At 39.1% G+C, this 23008-nt stretch carries 24 protein-coding genes and 1 other RNA gene; 9 read left to right on the top strand and 16 right to left on the bottom strand.

Features of this window, described 5'->3' with window-relative positions:
* Positions 1-142: 142 nt before the first annotated feature.
* The 8 genes from ACQQ5U_RS09930 to ssrA form a co-directional block, all read right to left on the bottom strand.
* Positions 143-700, bottom strand: a complete 558-nt coding sequence (locus ACQQ5U_RS09930; RefSeq protein WP_437397170.1) for a hypothetical protein — start codon at positions 698-700, stop codon at positions 143-145.
* A 647-nt stretch (positions 701-1347) separates the two neighbouring features.
* Positions 1348-1875, bottom strand: coding sequence for a hypothetical protein (locus ACQQ5U_RS09925; protein ID WP_437397169.1), 528 nt, complete (start codon positions 1873-1875; stop codon positions 1348-1350).
* Between the two features lie 94 nt (positions 1876-1969).
* Positions 1970-2545: a hypothetical protein gene (locus tag ACQQ5U_RS09920; RefSeq protein ID WP_437397168.1), complete on the bottom strand. Its 576-nt coding sequence runs from the start codon at positions 2543-2545 to the stop codon at positions 1970-1972.
* An 83-nt stretch (positions 2546-2628) separates the two neighbouring features.
* Complete coding sequence (locus ACQQ5U_RS09915) at positions 2629-3081, bottom strand: hypothetical protein (protein WP_090295830.1); 453 nt, start codon at positions 3079-3081, stop codon at positions 2629-2631.
* Between the two features lie 353 nt (positions 3082-3434).
* Entirely contained in the window at positions 3435-3947 is a 513-nt protein-coding gene (locus ACQQ5U_RS09910; protein WP_437397166.1) for a hypothetical protein, read from the bottom strand.
* A gap of 23 nt (positions 3948-3970) precedes the next feature.
* Positions 3971-4969: a redoxin domain-containing protein gene (locus ACQQ5U_RS09905; RefSeq protein WP_437397164.1), complete on the bottom strand. Its 999-nt coding sequence runs from the start codon at positions 4967-4969 to the stop codon at positions 3971-3973.
* A gap of 74 nt (positions 4970-5043) precedes the next feature.
* Entirely contained in the window at positions 5044-5715 is a 672-nt protein-coding gene (locus ACQQ5U_RS09900; protein ID WP_437397162.1) for a recombinase family protein, read from the bottom strand.
* Between the two features lie 523 nt (positions 5716-6238).
* Positions 6239-6638, bottom strand: a transfer-messenger RNA (tmRNA) gene (gene ssrA / locus ACQQ5U_RS09895).
* A gap of 324 nt (positions 6639-6962) precedes the next feature.
* On the opposite strand from ssrA, the gene ACQQ5U_RS09890 reads away from it, so the two are divergent.
* Both ACQQ5U_RS09890 and ACQQ5U_RS09885 read left to right on the top strand, forming a co-directional pair.
* Positions 6963-8168 (top strand): NAD(P)-dependent oxidoreductase, encoded by a 1206-nt coding sequence (locus tag ACQQ5U_RS09890; RefSeq protein WP_437397160.1) that lies wholly within the window; start codon positions 6963-6965, stop codon positions 8166-8168.
* Between the two features lie 170 nt (positions 8169-8338).
* Positions 8339-8518, top strand: a complete 180-nt coding sequence (locus ACQQ5U_RS09885; protein WP_437397158.1) for a hypothetical protein — start codon at positions 8339-8341, stop codon at positions 8516-8518.
* A 1-nt stretch (position 8519) separates the two neighbouring features.
* Here the strand turns inward: ACQQ5U_RS09885 and ACQQ5U_RS09880 are convergent, their stop codons facing one another.
* Complete coding sequence (locus tag ACQQ5U_RS09880) at positions 8520-9635, bottom strand: Sb-PDE family phosphodiesterase (protein WP_437397156.1); 1116 nt, start codon at positions 9633-9635, stop codon at positions 8520-8522.
* Positions 9636-9848: 213 nt separating this feature from the next.
* Between ACQQ5U_RS09880 and ACQQ5U_RS09875 the strand changes: the two genes are divergently transcribed.
* From ACQQ5U_RS09875 to ACQQ5U_RS09865, 3 genes are all read left to right on the top strand, one after another.
* Complete coding sequence (locus tag ACQQ5U_RS09875; protein WP_437397154.1) at positions 9849-10304, top strand: COG2426 family protein; 456 nt, start codon at positions 9849-9851, stop codon at positions 10302-10304.
* A gap of 90 nt (positions 10305-10394) precedes the next feature.
* Complete coding sequence (locus ACQQ5U_RS09870; RefSeq protein ID WP_437397153.1) at positions 10395-11264, top strand: DUF808 domain-containing protein; 870 nt, start codon at positions 10395-10397, stop codon at positions 11262-11264.
* 10 nt (positions 11265-11274) lie between these two features.
* Positions 11275-11643 carry a DUF1801 domain-containing protein gene (locus ACQQ5U_RS09865; protein ID WP_437397151.1) on the top strand — a complete coding sequence of 123 codons (369 nt, stop codon included), beginning with the start codon at positions 11275-11277 and terminating at the stop codon, positions 11641-11643.
* A gap of 13 nt (positions 11644-11656) precedes the next feature.
* Here the strand turns inward: ACQQ5U_RS09865 and ACQQ5U_RS09860 are convergent, their stop codons facing one another.
* The 6 genes from ACQQ5U_RS09860 to kdsA form a co-directional block, all read right to left on the bottom strand.
* Complete coding sequence (locus tag ACQQ5U_RS09860) at positions 11657-13222, bottom strand: PepSY-associated TM helix domain-containing protein (RefSeq protein WP_437397149.1); 1566 nt, start codon at positions 13220-13222, stop codon at positions 11657-11659.
* Positions 13223-13225: 3 nt separating this feature from the next.
* A complete protein-coding gene (locus ACQQ5U_RS09855) occupies positions 13226-13519 on the bottom strand; it encodes a hypothetical protein (protein ID WP_437397148.1) in 294 nt (97 codons plus the stop codon).
* A 3-nt stretch (positions 13520-13522) separates the two neighbouring features.
* Complete coding sequence (locus ACQQ5U_RS09850; RefSeq protein ID WP_437397147.1) at positions 13523-13855, bottom strand: hypothetical protein; 333 nt, start codon at positions 13853-13855, stop codon at positions 13523-13525.
* 2 nt (positions 13856-13857) lie between these two features.
* Positions 13858-14574, bottom strand: coding sequence for a DUF4198 domain-containing protein (locus ACQQ5U_RS09845; protein WP_437397145.1), 717 nt, complete (start codon positions 14572-14574; stop codon positions 13858-13860).
* Positions 14575-14583: 9 nt separating this feature from the next.
* Entirely contained in the window at positions 14584-17046 is a 2463-nt protein-coding gene (locus ACQQ5U_RS09840) for a TonB-dependent siderophore receptor (RefSeq protein ID WP_437397143.1), read from the bottom strand.
* A gap of 163 nt (positions 17047-17209) precedes the next feature.
* Positions 17210-18028, bottom strand: a complete 819-nt coding sequence (gene kdsA / locus ACQQ5U_RS09835) for a 3-deoxy-8-phosphooctulonate synthase (RefSeq protein ID WP_437397141.1) — start codon at positions 18026-18028, stop codon at positions 17210-17212.
* A gap of 73 nt (positions 18029-18101) precedes the next feature.
* Here kdsA and ACQQ5U_RS09830 point away from each other — a divergent pair, with 73 nt between their 5' ends.
* The 4 genes from ACQQ5U_RS09830 to ACQQ5U_RS09815 all read left to right on the top strand — a co-directional run bounded on the left by ACQQ5U_RS09830 (position 18102) and on the right by ACQQ5U_RS09815 (position 22191).
* Entirely contained in the window at positions 18102-18683 is a 582-nt protein-coding gene (locus ACQQ5U_RS09830) for a hypothetical protein (protein WP_437397140.1), read from the top strand.
* A 65-nt stretch (positions 18684-18748) separates the two neighbouring features.
* Positions 18749-19306: a hypothetical protein gene (locus ACQQ5U_RS09825; protein WP_437397138.1), complete on the top strand. Its 558-nt coding sequence runs from the start codon at positions 18749-18751 to the stop codon at positions 19304-19306.
* Between the two features lie 97 nt (positions 19307-19403).
* Positions 19404-21200, top strand: a complete 1797-nt coding sequence (gene typA, locus ACQQ5U_RS09820; RefSeq protein ID WP_437397136.1) for a translational GTPase TypA — start codon at positions 19404-19406, stop codon at positions 21198-21200.
* A gap of 94 nt (positions 21201-21294) precedes the next feature.
* Positions 21295-22191 (top strand): hypothetical protein, encoded by an 897-nt coding sequence (locus tag ACQQ5U_RS09815; protein ID WP_437397134.1) that lies wholly within the window; start codon positions 21295-21297, stop codon positions 22189-22191.
* A gap of 49 nt (positions 22192-22240) precedes the next feature.
* Here ACQQ5U_RS09815 and ppgK read toward each other — a convergent pair whose 3' ends face one another.
* Positions 22241-23002 (bottom strand): polyphosphate--glucose phosphotransferase, encoded by a 762-nt coding sequence (gene ppgK, locus ACQQ5U_RS09810; protein WP_437397133.1) that lies wholly within the window; start codon positions 23000-23002, stop codon positions 22241-22243.
* Positions 23003-23008: the final 6 nt, after the last annotated feature.

Below are 23008 nucleotides of genomic sequence, written 5' to 3'. Positions count from 1 at the left end.
TGTATAGTTATTTGGTATGAGAGTAATTGTGTCTTCTGTGGTAGTGCATCCAATATTAAAAAGCACAACCAATAACACAGTAATTGACAGAAGTGATCGGACTCGCTTCATCGTTTATTTGAACTTTGTTTTGACGCAGCTCTTAATTATTCAGTGGTTTATTCTTTTTAATTGGGATTATTGGTACTTCTTCGCCCAATAGATTTAGACTATCCAATATTATTTCTGGAATATTTTTTTCTTCATCACTCCTTAAGTCAGGACATTTTTCAAGCGCCGCTCTTTTTTTAAATTCCGAGTGAATTTTCTTCTTCCAAGACTCCAAATTTTTCCAATCTATGGGTTCAAAGTCATATTCTACTCTGTTCAATTGTAAAGGTTCGGATTCAAAAAAGTTTTTTAAAATCAACTTTTCTTTTGATTCTACTAAGGTGATTAAGGTATCCTTAGGCATTGGTAAATTTATTTCCCCTTTGATTGTTGAAATCACCAAACTACTATCGTTAATCTCATTTTGAAAAAGGAAAAACTTCTTGGGTTTTGTTGATATAATTAACAAGAAGTCCCTTGTAATAATCCATTCCTCATAATTCCCATCTCTAGTACAATAATTCCAAGTACCTAATGCTTCGTCTGGTTGTGAAGTCCCTTGGCAACCTACAATTAATATCAAAATGAAAAATGCCGAATATTTAATCAAACTCGTGCCATTTTATGTTACTTAATCGTTTATTTGAACTTATCATTTCTTTTTTTTAATCCCAGATAACTAGCAAAGCTTATAATTGCAATTAGTAAACATATCACCCTTACTATTCGTATATCAATCGGCAACCATCTATATTTAACTGGTTCTGACTGGAAGTGAAGCCCAACAAACACTAATGTGAAAATAACTCCAAGAATTAAGAAATAGTTCCAGTTTTCGCTTTTCATTTATGCTATGAATTTTCAATATTTTCGCAATGAATGTCTACTAGTTTAAATCGTTTATTTGAACTTTATAAGATTTAGCCAATACTTTTCATAAGAGCCATTGGTACTTATGAACTTTTATTTTTACTTGTTTTTAATTTCCAAATAATATGAACTACAATGCCTGATAATGTTCCGAATATCCAAAATCCCAGTGTTACTCCCAACATTGGCATTCCACAATTGATTCCGTCTGTCCTCGGTTCTGGGTAGAACAATTTTGGAAAAACAAAAAAGTGACCTGTCAACAAAATCAAAAGAATTACAAAATTCGGCATCTTAGTTTTGTATTTGGCATTAAGAAAATATAGTCCGAATTGAACTATGGAAATTCCAATAATGAAGATTAAAATCATTTAATTCGGTTTTTTGTCAAAACTGGATTTGTTTTTCAACAACATATCCATTTGGCCATTCTTCCCAAAAATCCGGCATTGCCGAATAAGGATTTGATTCTAGAAGTTTCTTCAAGTCATCAACGCTATTTTCTCCCTCTCTAATTGAATCAGGGTCGAAGAACCATTCTGAAAAATAGTATAATTCGGATATTCCGTAATTCCGTGAAATACTTTTAAAAATCTCCTTGGCTCCATTTAAATATTTTCTATTGTCTTCTCCTACTCCAAAATCTCTAATATCCCAACCTTTCGAGCCTAAGAATTCTATGAAATTGGGATTGTCAAAAAAGACTTTCAATGAGTCTTGTTCCAATTTCAGTTCAAAATAGCTATGATATTTGGTTTTGACCAATTCCCATTTAAGCAATTCTTTATCAATAAGATTTTCATTTAAAAAGTCCAGATCAAGTACAATCGAGTCCAATATTTTTGAAATTCTATCGCATTCATTTTCAATTGATTCGATTTCTCTAAACCCTATGGTTCTGATATATATTGCCATTTCTTAAATGCCTAGTTTCTTGGTTTTGAATATCGTTTATTTGAACTTTAATAATTCTCTCTATTAATTCTGACGTATTTATTCCCTTTCTTTTTTATCCTATCCACTCAAATTGTGTTTTTACAATAATCCACTTATCATTTTTCAATTCGTAAGTCCTCGTTTCGCCAGCCCCACACTTTCCTCCACAAATATTGCCCACGGTAATCAAAGCTTTGTCATAGGAGTCATTAAAGATTGGCTTACTTACTGAAATGAATTCACTTTGACAAATTGAGTTCAGCCATTCATATAAATCTTGTTTTAACTCTTGCGCTCGATTTTTGAAATCAACAAACATATTTTCAGTAATTACTTTCTTTCCAAATGATAAATCTTTGGTCAACCTGAAATGCCTGTATAAATCCAATTGCCTGTTAAGGTGTTCTTCATTCACTATCTCCAATTCAGTTTTTATAAAATTTCGCAAGTCAGTAGTGATAACAGCGTAGTATAATTGGTTTTTCTCAGCTATACACTCTGATTCCATAAATGGATCACTGGAATCATTCAATATAAATGTTAAAAGTTCTATGGTTTTAATTCTATCTAGATCATTAGACATATGATTCCCCTCACATGCGCCTAGAATAAAACCGATACTTAATATGAAGAATAGTTTTTTAATCAAGTTACCTAGATTTGTTTATATAGACCAAACAATAATCGTTTATTTGAACTTTATTTCTATTCGTAATCTTTTATCATCCGTTATCAAATCCTCAACATTTCAAGTACAAAGTCCCATAATCCATATAGAGCTTTTTTGGAAGTTGGGAGCGGTTTTTCCTGATTCGGATCTTCCAGCCAAAATCCACAAACATTACAGATTACTTCATTTTTATAAGTTGCTCGGCCTCCAAATCCATCCCATGTTGCAACTTCGTCTTCGATTCCTATTCCACCACTAGTATTTGTCCATTCCACTTTATCTTTTCGGATTTTGTCCGAATAGCATCTCGGGCACCTTTCTCGATCATCATTTAGTTTGGATTTTGGATTCTCTGAAATTAATCGGTCAATTTTTGACTCGTTCAAGTTCCTTTCAACCAAATACTCCTTGATTTCCATTTGAGTAACTTTCATGTAGGTCAGAAGTTTGAATTTTGCGAAATAGGCCAATTCATAATCGTCTAATCCAACTAGAAAGTCTTTTACTCTACTCATTTCTTATTACTAGGGTTGCATGATGCAACTCTTGACTCTATTATTTAAGCTTACTGGCAATCGTTTATTTGAACTATATTTTAAACATAGAGTTATCTAAATAGTATTTCTATGATTGGGATTAATATGAAAGATAAAACCAAAATACCAATCAAAACATTGTTAAACCCATGTCCCATCTCATCAAAATAATCTGGATTATCGGGGCCATATAGATATTCTTTCCATTTATATTTTCGCTTGTTTAGAAGATTTCTCCAAATAGAACCCCAAATCCATCTTGCACCTGCTCCGATGAAATTAAAAAATGCCCTAACAAACTTTGAGCCACCCATTTATCGTTTATTTGAACTTTATTGATTTTCATCCCATGATATTTTTATATAACTCTCCCCACATTGTTCAAGTGATTCAATCAAATCCGTTTTGTCATAGTACATTTCAAATTTTTCTGGAACGATTTTATTTATCATCTCAATCACGGGACTTATATCCTTGTGATAATAATTTTCCATTTGTATTTGTTTGGTGATTCCATTTTTTTTGAATTTATAGACCTTTATATCACCGTCAGAGATACATGGATTTGAATAATAAACACCTAAACTATCTAGATTAACCTGTGACAATTTCATCAATTCGTTATACGGCAAATCAGATGTTTCATAGAGAACACTGTCTTTTTCATTTTCCAATTCACCCCTAAAAGTAATTATCAGTTTTTCATTGGTCAGTTTATAAATAACTGAATAAGCAAGTGAGTAATTGTAATCTGCCACGGATAACTCAAAAGGCTCAATCTGTTCACGTTTACAAGAAACAGTAATCAATAATATTGATAGTAAGATGAAATTGGCTTTGTGCATTCCAATCGTTTATTTGAACTTGTTTAGTTTAATAGCTCATTCAGTTTTGCATTCAACTTTTCTCCACGAATGTCCCGCTCCACAATGATTCCGTTTTGGTCTATCAAAAAGTTGTCGGGAATTGCATGAATTCCGTAAATCAAAGAAGCTGTATTTTCGTGACCCTTCAAATCACTGACCTGAAGCCAAGGTAATCCGTCCTTTTCAATTGCCTCAATCCACCTTTCTCTTTTGGTGTCTTGAGAAACGGCAAATACTTCAAATCCTTTTGGATTATACTTCTCATAGGTTCTGACTAGATTCGGGTTTTCCTTTCTGCAGGGCAAACAACTAGAAGACCAAAACTCCAACAAAACCACTTTGTCCCTGAATTCGGAAAGTTTTCTTATTCCACCGTCAATGTCCTGCATTTCAAAGTCCACATAACTATCTCCGATTCTCGGATTTTTATTGAGTTTAATATAATTGGCTATTTTCTTACCATATTCAGTTCGCTTGTTTTCTATTGAAAGATTGTCATATAATTCTTTGGTTTTTTCCTTGCCCCAAGTCGTAGAATAAACCGAGAGCACATAAGCTCCATGAAGGCTGTTCGGATGCTTTTTGACAAACTCTTGCTCTTTTTGGGTTCTTTCATCCCTAGGAAGTGTTTCAGTCTCTATACTAAGATTATAACTTAAGTTTTCCTCATCAGAACCTGTTACAATTGCGTTCCTGAAATCGGAGTTTGTGGCATCAAAAGTCATTTGATTGTTTTCCAACCATAAAAATCTATAATGAGAAAAGTCCTTTGTATTCAAAACCACTTGTACAGGGTTTTTTGTCAATTCGGTATTGAAATGGAAGGAATTGTTTTCCACAACTGCTGAATCGATTGCCTTTCCAGAACTGGTATTTTCAAGATAAAGAACTGTTCCGTCTAAAATGTCCTTGGTCTTCCCGTTTAGTTCAAATTGGTTGTTTGGTTCTGAATTGCAAGCGATAATTATAAATGAAATCAATCCAAATATTAATTTCTTCATGAAGTAATACTTTTAATGGTTATGGTGCTTATAGACCATTAAAATACATATTATTCTTACAATTCAAGCAATTGTTACCTTTTGATTTTCTTTTTGTGCTTTTTGCAATAAGCCTTGTCCAAAGCTTGTTTCTTGTCCCAGAATAAGACTCCACACTCAAGACACTTTCTCCTGCCTTGATATGCCAAATATTTATAGAGGGTCTTTTTAGAACCGACATCAATGAGTTTCATGATTTCCTCAATACTTAGTTTGTTGTCCCTGTAGTATCGTTCTGCCAACATAGCTTTGTTCAATGCCTGTTTACTGAGACCAGGCTTCCGACCGATTTTCAAACCACGCCTTCGTGAACTTTCCAATCCTGCCCGTGTACGTTCAATGATAATATCTCTTTCCAATTGGGCAACTGAAGCGAACAGATTGAAGATGAACCTTCCATGAGGGGATGTGGTATCAATGAAACTTTCCTGAATGCTTTTAAAGTGGATTCCCTTTTTTTCAAAGTCCTCGATGAGTTTGGTCAAGTGTGAAAGGCTTCTGGCAATTCGGTCCAGTTTCCAGACCACAAGTGTATCGCCTTCACGTAAAATGGATAAAAGTTCATCGAGTCCCTTTCGTTCAGCTTTTGCACCAGATGAAATATCGGCATAGATGTTCTTGGGTTTGATTCCTTCCTTTAAAAAGGCATCCACCTGTAAATCGTGTTTCTGTGATTTTGTGCTCACCCTTGCATATCCGAACTTCATCTTAGGGGTAAAAAAGGGTATATAAGGTAAACTATTTAAGTGTACGGGAAAAGTAAACTCTTAAGAATCAGTAGACTCGTTTCACTCTAAAAGTTAAATTAAACGGTGCCTTTAAATCTTCTGGTTCTTAATGGAGATACAAACAAAGCGAACGCAACGAAGTGGAGTGCAGCAAGCCCCAAATCTTGTCTAACTAATACTACTGAGCGAGGCAAGTTTTATCCAAATCACAAATGTGTTTTTCACTTTTCCGTGAAAAGATAATTGTTTCAAGATGCAAAAGAATGACATTTAAAGAACCTAAGATTTCTCGATTCAAAGCATCAAGATTCAATTTTAAGCTAAAAATTCCTTGGTTTTATTGGACTGAGAGCATTTTTAGGCTAAAAATGAACTTAAACAAAAGAACTGATATTTTACAAAATCCCTTATAATATGGGCTTTTCCGTGTTTATCCCTTCGTTCATCTTTAAGATAAAAAAGTGTGGATAAAAAATTATCCATTTTTGTTTTGACGGGGTTTTAGTGGAGCCGGAGGGATTCGAACCCTCGTCCAAACAAGCAATAACCACGCTTTCTACATGCTTAGTATCTGCTTAATTTTCGATGCATACCTGACCAGATACGGCCTAATATACACTTATCTTCTTTAGGTTTTAGAGGTGTCGCCAAAGCGAACGAACACCCTTGTGTTGACTTTTTTGGTGCTCCTAAACGAATCGCCGTCAACAAGGGCTATTCAGGAACATCTCGCTTCCCTACCTAGTAGGGACGAGGCTAATCTTACTATAATTCAGATTAAGCGGCAAGAGCGTAATTATTTTCGCCAATTAAAAGTGTGAAATATGAGATTAACGAGCTATATCCCAGCGCTCGGCATGCTTACATCGCCATTGGTCTTGCTGTCAAAACCGGTCGGCCCCATAATGAGTTAGGTAAGCCTTGCTTACCATAAACGAATTATGCCCTGAGCGAAGTCAAAGGACCTAAACGTAACTCTCATTTTTTTATCAAAGAACTTAGTCTGCACCAAGTACTTCGACTACGCTCAGTATGAACTCCGTCGAAGTGTGGGCGTTCCCAAGAACTTGCTTTGCAAAATCTCGGTCGGGCTATCGGCCGTACACGGTACCTGCCACTATCCCTAACGCGGTCGGCAAAGGTAACGCATATCCATCAAACAATAAAAAGTTTGCTTACCCTGCCTATTACCCTTATTTTGGTCAACAATTATACCAAAATAATCTATGAAGTTCGGAATCATCAGGGAACGTAAAAATCCACCCGATCGCAGGGTAGTACTGTCACCGGAGGAATGCCAAAATGTCCTTTCCAAATTCCCCAAAGCCCAAATTTTTGTTGAATCATCACCAATTCGCGTATTTTCAGATAAGGAGTATGCCGATAATGGGCTCGAAGTTGTGCAGGATATGGAATCTTGTGAGGTACTCTTGGGTGTAAAGGAAGTTCCTATTGATGCATTGATTCCCAACAAAAAATATTTCTTCTTTTCGCATACCATCAAAAAGCAGCCCTACAATAGAGAATTGCTCCGAGCGATTTTGGAGAAGAACATCGAATTATACGACCACGAGGTCATAACCAATCAAAAGGGGAGTAGACTTGTGGCATTTGGCCGTTATGCGGGAATTGTAGGTGCTTATAACGGATTTAGGGCCTACGGGTTAAAGTACAACTTGTTCCAATTGCCCAAAGCAGAAAGTTTGTTAGATCAGCAGGCCTTGATATCGGAATTGAAGAACATAGAACTCCCGAACATCAAAATATTACTTACCGGTAGGGGAAGAGTGGGCAATGGTGCCAAGGAAATGCTCGATGCCATGGGATTGGAGCAAGTTGGAGTTACCGAGTACTTAAAGGAAAATTTCAATTATCCGGTATATTGTCAGATAGATGCTTCCGAATATAATAAACGGAAAGATGGGGTGCGTGGAAACAAAGCCGATTTTTTTCAAAACCCCGAGGCATATAAGTCCAACTTTTTCAGGTTTGCCAAAGTCACCGACTTCTACATCGCGGGACATTTTTATGGCGACGGCGCTCCTTATCTCTATACACGGGAGGATGCAAAACAGCCCGATTTTAAAATTAAAGTTGTGGCCGATATCAGTTGCGATATCGATGGCCCGGTAGCATCTACTATTCGTCCATCCACCATTGCGGAGCCTATTTACGGATACGATCCTGTTTCCGAAACAGAGACCGATTTTAAAAATGAAAACGCCATTGCTGTCATGGCTGTGGACAACTTACCATGTGAATTACCACGTGATGCCAGCGTTGGTTTTGGGGAAGCATTCTCCAAATACGTGATTCCATCATTTTTTAATGAGGACAAAGATGGTCTTCTTGAAAGGGCCCTGATGACCCAAAATGGAAGGTTGACCCCTCGGTATGCCTACCTTCAGGATTACGTGGACGGTAAAGAATAGCCGAATACCCTAAAAAAAGGCCTAAAAGTTAATAATGGGTTGTTTTTTACTATATTGTATGTCCTAATTCTCAGAAGCCAGTGACATTTAATTGGGTATTTTCTGGAGATGACAATCCAGCACTGAAAAGAACCTGTATCGATTTGGAATACAGCCTCAGACCAAGGATCATGAGATTCCTGTTGTCCAGGTTCGATGTTGACACCGATTTTACCAGTTTCTATTTCGATGTGAACGTAGACAAACAGTGGGTGTCCATTTCCGACAAAACCCCAAAAGAATATGCCCTTAAAATATCAACCGACTTTGACCAGGCAATCAATGGTTCTTCTTTTTCTTCTGTGGCTTAAACTATTCTTTTAATCTAATATTCCAGCTAACAATAGGATGTTCTTTTGGAGCAATATAAGCCCCTAGTGCTTTGAGCTTTATCTGAAGGTCAGCTTTCTTTTCCAAGGTTTTGATTTTAAGGGTTTTGGTGCTTCCCGCTGGTACGGTAAAAACGGGTGAACTCGAGTAGAAGGTATATGGCATTTGATTTTCGAAAATCAAATCACTACTGGTTACATTCTTTAAAGTAATTTCTAAAATCGAAGTATTGTCAATGTATTTGACCTTTTCAAATTTTAATGAAGCATTGAGTAGAGGAACCAGATTTTCTTTCTTCCCCACCAACAACGAATTGAACACAGCCACTGTTCTTCCTGCAAACAAAGCTTCTTTAACAGATTCCATGGTTTTTTCCTTGGCAAGCACCAAGGTTATGGGACGAGTAAGCCCTTTCTCCACATAATCCCAATCAATAAGGCCATGGATATCGCTTGTACCCATTATGGTCAGGTTGTTTTCTAAGGCAAGGGCCAACGACTCTTCCGAATAATCCCCGGTATTGATCACCTCTATTCCGTGCAACTCTCCTTTTTGGATTCGTTCTTTCTGAAAATCGCTAAGAATCGGATTACCTTTTGGTGATTGGGCATACCAAGCGGGGTGGTTCCAAAATACAAAGGCACCTTGTCTTTTGGCTTCGGCGAACGAATCTTCTGCATCATTTACCAGTAATTTGTTGGCATCTTTTATAAATATGGCATTGTTGTGTCCAATGGGTTTTTGTCGGGTAATTTCTGACCCATGAACCAAAAGCAAGTCATGGTCTTTAGCTTCTTTTAGAGCTATTTCGTAGGACCTGTTCCTATCTGGGTGCGGGATATCTTCTTTATGGGGTTGGTACTCTATATGCTCGGTAAGGGAAATTACATCCAAATTATCTCTGAGTGCTTCCATCACCCTAATGTTGGGCCATACATTCCCATCGGAAAATACGGTATGTTGGTGTAAATCGGTCTTTAAGGTTTTGTACCCGGGAATATCTGGAAAATCCAGAGCTCTTGAACTTTGGTGTGAATGTTCTTGGGCAAAAAGAAATGAGGTGGCAAGCAATGCGATAAAAAACGGTTGGAATTTCATAATGATGGTTTTATCAAAACTATGAAACCTTGCAATGGGTTTCAGTCATGAAGGAAAGATTTTACAAACTGTTAACCTGATGGTAAACTAGTTAGGTTGTTTTAGCTAGAAAATTGAGAGAAAACCAAATCACAATTAATAAATTTTTAAGGGTTTAAAACGCTGTCAAATGCAAATTCCTTGCTAGGTTTGCCAGCTTAAAACCTCGGTACTTTGCACATCGATTTAATTATAGCGGCACTTTGGAGCCTTTCACCATTTGGGGAGGCCAAAGTGGGCATTCCATACGGAATGTACCAAGGAATAAATGAATACTTGGTATTTATTGTTTGTTTTGGAGCCAATGTATTGGTGTTTCCAATGATGATGTTCTTTTTGGAGTACGTCAATCGGCATTTGGTCAAATGGCGATTCTATAAAAAATCTGCTGTTTACGTAGGCCAAAGAGCAAAGAAAGGGTCAGGGAAAAAAATACAGCGCTTCGGGTTTTTGGGCATCGTACTCTTTGTAATGATTCCTTTGCCAGGTACAGGAGTTTACGCGGGAAGCATTGCCGCCTATCTTTTCAAAATGAAAAAACGACAGGCATTTGCTGCGAACACTATCGGAATCTTCTTTTCTTCCGTTATTATTTGGGTGGCCACTTTGTTGTCCATGGAAGGAGCATAACGCTTTTTACAGTTTTAATATGGGCTGTTAAGCCTGGATTTATTTATTTTGCTTCCAATCTTTGACTTTTCACTAACCTAAAAGATTTTTATGGCTTCTGGTTTTTTCGCGGTTTTGGACGACATTTCTGCACTTATGGATGACGTGGCAACTATGAGTAAAGTTGCCACCAAGAAAACAGCTGGCATTTTAGGTGATGACTTGGCCGTGAATGCCGAAAAAGCTACAGGATTTTTGTCCAGTCGAGAGATTCCCGTGTTGTGGGCCATTACCAAAGGTTCTTTATTGAACAAATTGATTATTCTTCCGATTGCATTTTTGCTGAGCGCCTATTTGCCCGTAGCCATTACGGTAATTTTGATTTTGGGAGGGGTGTATTTAGCATACGAAGGCGCGGAGAAAGTGTACGAATATTTTTTTCACCGTAACGAAGAAGGATATGTTGAAGATCCTATCGCTATTCCAGAGGAAGAGTTGCCAGAGCTTGAAAAGCAAAAGATAAAACAAGCGATTATCACAGATTTTATACTCTCCATTGAGATTGTCATTATCGCATTGAGCACCGTGGTCAACGAACCTTTGACAATACGGATAGTAACAGTTTCCGTGGTAGCGTTATTGGCCACTGTTGGCGTATATGGTATTGTGGCTTTAATTGTTCGAATGGACGATTACGGGTATAGACTCATCAACCTAAATGAACAAACAGACAGCTTCTCCGACAAAGTCGGTAAAGTTTTAGTGAATGCACTTCCTAAAATCATCAAAGGACTTTCTATTGTAGGAACGCTGGCTTTATTGTTGGTGTCTGGAGGAATCTTTAACCATAACATTGAATTTTTCCACCATTTGTTCCCAAGTCTGCCCACCTTGCTCAAAGATTTTATTTTTGGATTGGTCATTGGTTTGGTTGCACTTCTACTAATGAAGTTGGTCAAAAAGCTGTTCAAGCGCAAATAAGTTTGTATTAATGAACCCAGCCGAAGAGTATATCATCAACCAGAAAGAACCTTTCAGAAGTATTTTGTTGCATCTAAAAGCTGTGATTGAGTCTGTTGTTCCTGAGGTAGACATGAAGTACAAATGGGGCATCCCGTGCTTTTATGCGGGCAAACAGCCCATCTGCTATTTAAATGTCTCCCAAAAAAAGAAGTATGTGGACATTGCCTTTTGGAATTCGGCCCATTTAACATTGCATTTGGATAAAATGGTAGATGAAAACCGAAAAGTAGTTAAATCCCTTCGCTATTTTACTTTGGAAGAAATTGAACAAGAGGTGTTGGTGGAAGTTTTACAGGAATGCCACTCGCTTAAGCATAAAGGGTTTTATAAGAGATGATTTTTTTGGGTTTTTAACGGGTGACAGCCCTAGATTCTTTCTTGTTTAATTTGTAGAAAGCGACCCAGAGCGATACAATTCCCAAAATCAACCAAAGCAGGTCCACCAAAAGGATATGCTGATATCCATTTTGATAGGCTACCCACATCCAATTGCCTGTGGCAATTCCGTTGGCTATCGGAACCAACAGTCCCAAAATACCACCAGAAATCAAAGTCCATTTGTTGGTGAAGGCAATATCCTTTTTAAGGATAAATAACACGGTGGCCACCAACCAAACCGAAAAATAGGTTCGATAGAGAAAGCTCATATTCACCTCTGGCGCAAACTTTACGATAATGAACTCCAAAGCTGTCACTGGAAGCAAAGTGAGGCATATTGCCATATACCAATTGGCCACTTGTTGGTTGAACTTTCTTCGCTTTTCCGGAATGTTCTTTTTGTCCCGTGCCACGAGCCAGATCATAATACCCGATACAATCACAAAACATGAAACCAATCCAAGGATAAAGGAAATCACTCGTAATCCATAACCTGCGTAATCACCAAAATGGAGGCGGAACATCATGTTTTTTACCCCATCCAAATACGAAGTTTGGGCAATCGGGACTTTTTCCTGTGCAATGGAACCATCGGCAATTTTGTAAATACGGTAGCCCAAACCATTCAGTTTGGTATCGTAACCGAGGTATCCGCTAATAGCGGCATGCATATTTTGGTCGCCGTAGTTGAAAATATGGGTTTCCGTAACCCTAAAATCACCCCATTCTTCTTTCATCTTGGCAACATATTGATCCAAGTTGATGGTTTTGTCCAATTTTTTATTTTGGAATTCGTAAACAGGGTGGTTGTATTCTAAATCTTCGTACAATTGATTTTGGTCACCATCGTACAATCCCATTACCATAGGAAGTACCAAGATACCTTTCAATAAAAAGAAAGCTCCTGTAACAGCATACACAAACTGAAAGGGAAATCCAATCACGCCCAAGGCTGTATGAGCATCCGTCCACATGGTTTTTAGTTTGGCCCATGGTCGGAAGGTGTAAAAGTTGGAAACAATCTTGTTCCAATGCACCAAAATTCCCGTAATGATGGCAAACAGGAAAAAGAAAGCCACAAACCCCGCCAATGTTCTTCCGTATGGGTAGGGGATTTGATCCAAAAAGTGGAGGCGGTAGAGGAATTCACCCAAGTGGTAATTGTTTGCATAACTATCGGTCTTGGTCTTGGCCTCGGGGTCAAAATAGAAAAAAACAGGTGACTTGTCCTGCTCTGGTGCCAAGGAGTCTTTTGTAGCTCCCAAGTTGATGGAAATGCTTCGTTCATTGTAATAGTGCCTTAATTCAACATCCCGACCGTACAGATTATAATCTTTGGAAATGTCATTGAGATGTCCGTCAACGCTGCCGGGCAATGCATCTTGCTGACTTACGGAATGTCCACGTTGCCAATTGGCAATTTCATCCCTGAAAAAAGAAAAAGAACCGGTAAAGAAAATGACATAGAGCGCAACACTGATTACGATACCGCTTACGGTATGCGTGTGGAACAATATATTGTAAACGCGGTTTCCCATAATTTAAACAATCGGGTTGGTTTCAAAATAGAACAACACAAAGAGCACGATGCTTATCAAAAGGTAAATGCCCCATACTGTCCAGCCATTTTTGCCCAAAAAGGCAATGACCATTAAAACAGCCCAAAGAATAAAGGCCGTAAAGGTGCTGGTAATGATTACTGCAACGTGGTTGAACCAACTGGCCAAGGCCATGTGGAACATTACGGACACCATAAGACCGCCCAATATGGCAGCGGTGATTTTGGCAAATCGTTGTGAAGGCGCAGGGGTCAAATATTTTTTATTGGCTGGCATAGTCTAAAACAATAGGGTTTCAAAAATGATGGAACATAAAAAAAAGATGCCCAGAAAACGGTAGTTCAGCAGTCGTAAGGGAGTCAAAAGAATGACCAAACTGGCAATGGTCATCAAAAGGATAAAAAAAGTGAAGGTGCCCGGACCAAGTCCCCAGACAGAGCAGCTAAGCCCCAATGCTAAAATCATTAGGGCCAAACTGATATATTTTGAGGTTTTTCTATGTGCTCCGATGGATTGTTCAAAACCTAGATTTCCCACAGCCGACATTTTTTTGGAGGTGCTGTACAGCAAATAAAATGCTATAAAAGTGAGAAGGGAAATACCTGTGGCCATGCTTATCGTTTTATGCAATAGGTGGCACAGTGCCAAATAAATTCATAATCCTCACCATTGTAGGAGCCTGGAATTTCTTCCTTGGTAGTGGTCTCCACAATGTATTTAGAATCCCATGGTAGGGCAAAGGAAACCTCGCCGTTATCATCTGTGTACAACGTTTTGGACCATAGATCGGAAACATATACTTTCAGTTCGTTTTTAGCAATGGGCTCATCTTTGTACAATACTTGAAGCTTGATTTCCTTCCCATCATTTTTCAATTGCTTGACCACAATTCCCTCAGGATTTACGGTTATCGTATCGCCATCGGTTACCACTTGAACTTTAGCGGTGGAATGATAGTGTGTTTTGAAAATCCCAAAGTCGTATTGGGTATAATCAATCACATCAATCTCATTGTTGTTCAATGCGATGGTGTACACGCCATTTTGTGATGGTGTAAAGCTGGCCAAATAATGATCTTCCTTCGCTGTTGTTTTCAACGCAGTTTTTGTGCCATCGGGAGCAATTACCCAAAGGGTAAACTTGGAAACTGAAGGAAATGCTTTGCCCTCCACTTTTTCAATCACACCATAGGTGTACTCTCCATAATGCACACGAACTTCTTGTGTTTGACCCAAGGTTCCTGTTCCGTTGGTTTCAATCCATAAGTAATGTGCCGAGGCCGAGAGTATGGGCAATGTAATGAGCAATAAGGTTGCGATTAGTTTTTTCATTTTGTTTTACTAGAATTTATAAGTGAAATTGGCAGAAAGACTTCTCAAGTTTTGAGGACTGATGGTAGACCAACCTTTGTAATAGTCTTGGTTCGCAATGTTGTCCAACTTTAAAGTGATTCGGAAATCCCTAGCATCGTAAAAGGCAGATGCATTGAGAATCGTGTACTCGTCAATAGTGAACGTACCGTTAGATCTATTGAAAATTTTGTTCTCGCCGGCGTAGTTGCCGCCAAATCCAAGTCCGAAGTTTTCCAAAGCACCTTGCGTAAATTGGTAGCTGGCCCATACATTGGCCAAGTTCATTGGTCCAGCGCTTTCTGGTCTAAAACCAGTAAAGCTGGCATCACCTTCGACCAATTTGCTGTCGTTGTAGCTGTATCCTGCAATAATGTTCAGTCCTTCAACAGGTGAAGCGATAATACTGGCTTCAAAACCTTTACTGGTTTGTTCTCCGTCTTGAGTATAGAAATAGTTGTTGGCATCCGTATCGATGCGTTGCGCCATATCACTCACGGTGATATCATAGTAGCTCAAAGTGGCAGAAAGCTTGTCGTTGAACAAGTTCACTTTGGTACCGACCTCGAATTGGTTGGCGTGTTCTGGGTTTAATGCCCTTACTGATGTATTTCCGTTGGATAATTCGGTTACAGGAGCCACATTGCTAAATCCGTTCATATAGTTGGCGAACAACGATACTTTGTTCAAAATAGGTTGGTATACCAAACCAAATTTTGGTGAAAATGCGGTTTGATTGTATCCGTCGTTGGAGAAACGGTCCACACGCAAACTGGCCATTGCGGATAATTCTGGCAATAGGCTGATGACATTGGAGGCGTAAGCACTAAAAATCTCTTGCCCCGCTTCGCTGAATTGTGCTCCTGGGTTGGCCAAGGTCGCGATTCCAGCATCGGCACCAGCCTGTGTCAAAACACCGGAGTCGTATAAGCCTGTTCCCATGGGGGTTCCGAAATAATCATGAAGGGCAGGGGCAACGGCTTGGAATTCATCTGGATTTGAACCCACATAGGCAAAACCTTGGTTTCCGTACCCGGTACTGTTATTGATTGTCCTAGTTTTAAAGTAATCCAATCCTACGACCAATCGGTTGCGCATGGTTCCAATAGTAAAATCCCCGATAAAGTTCTGTTGAATGTCGGTTCCCAAAGTTTTGGAGTTTTGGTTACTGGTGTAGCGCCCCAAGATAATACCGTCTTCTATTGGTGCTCCAGAAAGTCCTTCAACGGTTGAGGTAATCTCATATAAATAAGAGTAATAACCATCAGACTTGGCATTAGATCTTGAAATAACGGTCTGGGACGTCCAAGAATCACTCAAAATATAGTTCATCTGACCTTGTAGGCTATAAGTCGGCGTGTCGATATACAAATCGTTACTCGTGTAAGAGCGTTTGTAGTCGTAGCCCAGTTCATCCAATTTGGTCACACGAAGTGGCGAACCACGATCCACGAACAACATGGTTTGGTTCGTACTTTTACCATTATAAAATTCGGTATTGATGTTGAACGAAAGTCTATCACTCGCCTGAAATGCTAATGATGGTGCAAAGAAGAACGATTTTCTGAATCCAGCATCTTGATAGCTGTTTTGTGTGTGGTATGAGGTATTTACACGTAGCGCAATATTGTTATTGTCGCCCAAAGTAGTGTTTACATCGGCGCTTACTCGGTTCAATCCGTAGCTGCCGGAAGTATAGGAGATATTTCCACCAAAATCATAGAAAGGTTTCTTAGTGTTGATGTTGATCAAACCACCATAAGAAATCAAACTACTACCATACAAAGTACCTGATGGGCCTTTGATTACTTCAATGGATTCAATGTTGGCAGGGTCGGGACTTCCGTTAGTAAGACCTGGCAATCCATTGATCATTGTAGGCTGCACGGGAAAACCACGTAGGGAGAAATAACCAGCTCCATCACTTCCTCTACCGGTTGATTCCCATAGTTTGTCAATTCCGGGAGCGTTTTTAAGGGCGTCATCAAAATTGGTGATTACCTGATCTTGTAGCAACTCCGTTGAAATGGAGTTGTACACCTGTGGATTTTCAATGTCCCTTAATGGCATTTTGGAAACATAAATACTTGTTTTGCGGGCGTATTTATTGATTTGGTTTCCTTCAACCACAACTTCGTTCAATTGTTCTTGACGCTCCACCAAAGTGATGGTTTGTACAGTTGTGGTTTGATTGGCGTAAACGGTCACCGTTTTGTTTTGTGTGCCAAAACCAACCATCGAAAAGGTCAAAGTATAGGAGCCAGGGGCAAGGTTGCTTATTTGATATTCACCTGAATTGTTTGAAGTTGTCCCTAGACTAGTTTTGGATAACGACACATTGACATTGGCTAAGGGGTTGTTATTTTGGCCGTTAATATTCCCTTTAAGATTTCCTGTTTGTGCTTGAGAATTGTAAAAAAAAGCCAAACTGAGGACAAGTAATATATTCTTCATTTTATTTGTAATTAGTCTAAATAAATTTGTAGCGCAAATATATGTTCCGATGCATAATCACACAATGAATATTTAGACTAATTATAAATAATAATTAAATAGAATTTATAATATGCTGATAAATAGAAAAATAGATAAAAAATTTAAACAGTTTGAATACTGTTTAGAGTGAATTGATAGTTTTGCGAATCGCCGTCAGGTCAGTCAATAACTTTTCCAGCAGACTTAAATCCAACATGTTCGCACCATCACTTTTGGCATTGGCAGGGTCAAAATGTGTTTCCATAAAAAGGCCATCAACACCCGCTGCGATTCCAGCTCGAGCCATAGTTCCAATTAAAGCTGGTCTACCACCCGTAACCCCAGAAGATTGATTGGGTTGTTGTAGGGAGTGGGTTACATCTAAAACCACGGGAGCATACTGTTTCATGGTCGGAACTCCACGGAAATCTACGATCATATCTTGGTACCCGAACATGGTGCCTCTATCGGTAATCCAAACTTGATCGTTGCCCGAATCGGTTACTTTTTTTACAGCGTGTTGCATACTTTCGGGACTCATAAATTGTCCCTTTTTCAAGTTGACTACCCTTCCTGTTTCAGCAGCTGCAACCACTAAGTCGGTTTGTCTTACTAAAAATGCAGGAATTTGAAGTACATCTACGTACTCGGCGGCCATAGAAGCATCCGATATCTCATGAATATCTGTTACTGTTGGAACTTCAAAGGTTTCCGAAACTTTTTTCAAAATCTTTAATGCTTTTTCATCACCAATACCTGTAAAAGAATCAATACGGCTGCGGTTTGCCTTTTTAAAACTTCCTTTAAAAACATAAGGAATGCTCAGCTTGTCCGTAATGGCAACCACTTTTTCAGCGATTCGCATGGCCATGTCTTCGCCTTCAATGGCGCAGGGGCCTGCCAATAAGAAAAAATTATCGCTGTCCGTGTGTTTTATCTGTGGAATTTTAGTGATGTCCATTTCTTAAAGTTTGCACAAATATAATATTAAACGATGGTATCCTTTTTAGATTTATCAAACTAAACCATCAACTATGAAGCATAAAATTGTTTTGATTACTCTTTGTTTTGTTTCCACTATTACGCAAGCTCAATGGCAAGAAAGGGGCCGAACTTTTGATTTGGTTCACCTAGAACGCCATCAGTTTAAATTGAATTTACTAAGTCCTGGATTTACCTATGAATTGGGACTTTTCAAAAACCAAAGTGTCTCTTCAAATGTAGGATTGGGATTGGCCACTTATGAAGAAGGTTATGTGTTTGGATTGGCATTGAACAACCGGTACCGATACTACCATAATTTTAATAGGAGGGAAGATTTGGAAAAAAACACGTCTGGAAATTCAGGGAACTATATTGCCGCGGCGCAGGCTATTTTCTTTTCTCAACTTCGTATCGCAACAAATGTTGAGGCTCCTGCTGATTTTAATCTTGGATTTTATGGAATGGTCTACGGTATTCAAAGAACTTATGAAAACGGCTTTAATTTTAATGTGGAGTTAGGTACTGGATATTACAAAGGAGACGGTGTTCTAGATGGTTATGGTCCCTTGTTCAATTTTACATTTGGCTGGGTGGCCACCAAAAGAAAGAAAAGGGATGCATATCTGGATTAAATAAAACCATCAAAACATACTATTTTGGTAAAGTTTGGGTTATAATACTACCAAATTAACCTACAATGCGTCGCTTTTTACTTTGGACATTCCTGTCAACAGGTTTTTTTATGTATTCCCAATATGGGAAAAACTGCGAAATCCGTCAGTTTAAGCTCAATGCCATTAACCCTGGTATTGAGTATGAAATGGCTCTGGGTGTAAACAGTACTTTGGATTTCAGGGTGGCGTATCAGGCCGCTTTGGAACCTGCAAGTTCAAAACCTCTGGAAGATTTCGATTTTTTTCCAGCTATAACCATTCAAAACCGATATTACCACAACCTCAATTCTAGAGAAAGACGCAGAAGGTCTATTTATGGGAATTCGGGGAACTATGTAGCGCCTACGGTAGCCATTTTTTCTCCTGGAGACCGTGTGGTCGAGGGACAATTGGTGGAGGGCATTCACGGCTATGGTGGTCTGGTTTATGGTATTCAGCGTAGTTATGATTCAGGATTTAGTTTCTCCATAGATGCGGGTGCTGGCTACTATGTAGGGCCCTTTAAAGGCACTATTCAACCCGTGGTCAACCTGAGTATTGGTTGGATTATCAGCGAAAAGCGTTGGTGTGTAGGTCTGTAGATTTGGAACTCCCACTAAATCAATAAGATAAAAATAACATTTAGGTGTGCATACAAGAAAAAAATAGCAGTATCTTTGCGGGCTTAAAATTTAGGTTATGTCCAAAATTAAAAACATTGCAATCATTGCACACGTAGACCACGGCAAGACTACCTTGGTTGATAAAATTATGTACCATTGCCAGTTGTTCCGAGAAAACGAGAACAAAGGCGACCTTATATTGGACAACAACGACCTGGAAAGGGAGCGTGGAATCACTATCGTTTCCAAAAACGTTTCCGTTGTTTACAAAGGCACTAAAATTAATATTATAGATACCCCTGGTCACGCCGATTTTGGTGGTGAAGTAGAACGCGTTTTGAATATGGCCGATGGGGTTTTATTGCTGGTTGATGCCTTCGAAGGGCCAATGCCACAGACCCGTTTTGTACTACAAAAAGCGATTGACCTTGGATTGAAGCCTTGTGTGGTTATCAACAAAGTAGATAAAGAAAACTGTACCCCGGAGGAAGTTCATGAAAAAGTGTTCGACCTTATGTTTGAATTGGGTGCAGAAGAATGGCAGCTGGATTTCCCAACGGTTTATGGTTCTGCAAAGAATAACTGGATGGGTGAAGATTGGAAAGAGCCTACCGAAAACATTGAGCCTTTATTGGATATGGTTATCGAGCATGTTCCAGAATTTAAACCACAAGAAGGTACAACCCAGATGTTGATTACTTCATTGGATTTCTCTTCGTTTACCGGTCGAATTGCTATCGGTAGATTGCAAAGAGGAACGCTTCGTGAGGGACAGCAAGTTTCTTTGGTAAAAAGAGATGGTTCCATTGTAAAGACCAGAATTAAAGAACTTTACACCTTTGAAGGCTTGGGCCGTTTGAGGGTAGAGGAAGTAGTGGCAGGAGATATTTGTGCGATTGTTGGAATGGAAGGTTTTGAAATTGGTGATACCGTTGCCGATATTGAAAGCCCCGAAAAACTAAAGACCATCGCCATTGATGAGCCAACTATGAGCATGCTTTTTACCATTAACGATAGCCCGTTTTTTGGTAAGGATGGAAAGTTTGTTACATCCAGACACATTAAAGAGCGTTTGGAAAAGGAATTGGAGAAAAACTTGGCACTTCGTGTTAAAGAGACTGATAGTGCCGATAAGTTTTTAGTATATGGTCGAGGCGTTTTGCACCTTTCTGTTTTAATCGAGACGATGAGGAGGGAAGGTTACGAACTTCAAATTGGTCAGCCACAGGTAATCATCAGAGAGATTGATGGAGTAAAATGTGAGCCTGTTGAGCATTTGACCATCGATTTGCCCGAAGAAGTATCTGGAAAAGCCGTGGAAATGGTATCCATCCGTAAAGGAGAAATGACCAGTATGGAAGCGAGAGGCTCCAGAATGGTATGTGAATTCATTATTCCATCTAGGGGAATCATCGGTCTTAGAAACCAATTGTTGACTGCTACCGCTGGTGAGGCCATTATGGCGCACAGATTTTTTGAGTACCAGCCTTTAAAAGGTGATATCGCTCAGCGATTGAACGGTTCTTTGGTTTCTATGGAAAACGGAACTGCGATTCCTTATTCTATTGATAAGCTTCAGGATAGAGGTAAATTCTTTGTTGATCCAGGAGAAGATATTTACGAAGGCCAGGTAATTGGTGAGAATTCTCGTCAAGATGATATGACTGTGAACGTAACTAAGACCAAAAAACTGTCCAACGTTCGTTCTTCTGGAGCTGATGATAAGGCCAAAATAGTGCCGGCCATCAAGTTTTCTTTGGAAGAAGCCTTGGAATACATCCAAAAAGATGAGTACGTAGAGGTTACACCAAACCACTTGAGAATCAGAAAAATATATCTGAAAGAAGTGGATAGAAAAAGAAACAAAATATAATATAATCAAGCCTCTTTGCAAAAAGAGGCTTTTTTTTTGAAAGTATTTTTAGTGGGATCGACTATATTTCATTATTAAATAAAGAATAAAAGCCATGAGCAAAACCTTTTTGGTAGCAGTATCCGTTTTATTGTTTTTCTCTTGTAAGGAACAGACCAAACAGAATTCTAGGTCGGTAGTGGGACAAACCAAGCAGGAAGAAGCGAAAGGCACTGTTTCCATTCCGGACAGTTGGATAAACAAAAGGGTAAAAAAGGCCGAAGAACGTCTATCCAATTCAGATGCAGGAAAGGTAATTTGGGCTGCTATGAAAGCCCATGGGGGATTGTACAGGTGGTACCGAAACGGTGCGTTGGAAATGCGTTTTAACTACCAACCCATTGATGGTTCAACCCAGAGGGATAGTTATGAGACGGTGGACTCTTGGAGCAACAAGGTGGTGCATTTCAGTGTTAACGATCCAGAGGAAAAATTTGGTTTTAATGGTGAAGAGGCTTGGTTAAAAACCAAGGATTCTTTAGCATTTGCCTATGATACAAAATTTTGGGCGCTCACGCCTTTGTATCTTATGGGACATCCTTTTGTGGAAGACGGAGAAGGTGTGAATTTGCAATTACTGCCGGATACCACTTATAAAGGAAAAAAGAACAAGGTGGTCAAAGTTACCTATGATCCAGGTACAGGTGATGCTCCGGATGATTATTACATCCTTCATTTTGATGCTGATACCTATTTGCTGACAGCAACCCGCTATATAGTTTCCTATCCCGAATATTTTAAAGATGGTGGACACAACCCAGAGAAGTTTATGGAAGTGGGGGAGTTAGTTGATGTAGATGGTGTTTTATTGCCAAGTGAGTTAAAAACACATTGGACGGTAGATGGGAAACCGGGGGAATACATCACTAAAATTGAAATTACCGATTTGAAGTTTATAAAGGACGTACCTGCCAATTTTTTTGAGATACCGGAAGGCGCAAAGAAACTTTAAATGGGATTACAATCGAAGAATTCGGTGCAAAGCGTGTCCGACTTCGGGCTTAAAGATTGAGATGTCCGTGATGTTGTTCTCGTAAACACGCTACGGCAGCTCCAATGATTCCGGCATGGTTCATAAGCTCGGCCTTTACCACGTCCGTTTCAATTTTGATGTAGTGACTGAACTCTTCCCATTTTTTTGAGGTTCCACCACCTACAATAATAAGGTCTGGACATACAATGAGCTCGACCAATTTCAAAAACTTATTAAAGCGTTTGCCCCATTTTTTAAAGCTGAGGTCTTCTCTTTCTTTAGCGGAGGCAGCTGCCCACTTTTCAATTTTCTTGTATTTCCTATAAGGAATCTGTCCCAATTCAAAATTTGGGATAAGTACACCGTTGTAAAAAGCACCACTGCCAAGACCGGTTCCAATGGTAATCATGATCACCAAACCATTCTTCCCTTTTCCAATGCCATAATTCATGGAGGCATATCCAGCAGCATCGGCATCATTTAAAACAGTGAACTCATGGCCGGTGTATTTGGTAAATAACTCATCAATGTTAACCCCTACCCAACTTGGGTCCAGATTTCCAGGAGATTTACAGACGCCATTTTTTACTATGGAGGGGAATCCACATCCAACAGGGCCCTCATAGTTAAAGTGGTCCACAATTTGTGCCACCACTTTGGCCATGTCTTTTGGTTTTTTTGATTTTGGAGTTGGGATTCGGAAGCGTTCTGTCAACATTTCCCCAGTTTCGGCGTTTACCAGAGCACCTTTAATGCCCGATCCGCCTATATCAATACCAAGAATTTCCATATATAG

Source organism: Flagellimonas lutimaris (assembly GCF_051494225.1).
GTDB lineage: Bacteria > Bacteroidota > Bacteroidia > Flavobacteriales > Flavobacteriaceae > Flagellimonas > Flagellimonas lutimaris_A.
This window is presented reverse-complemented; position numbering and strand designations above follow the sequence as displayed.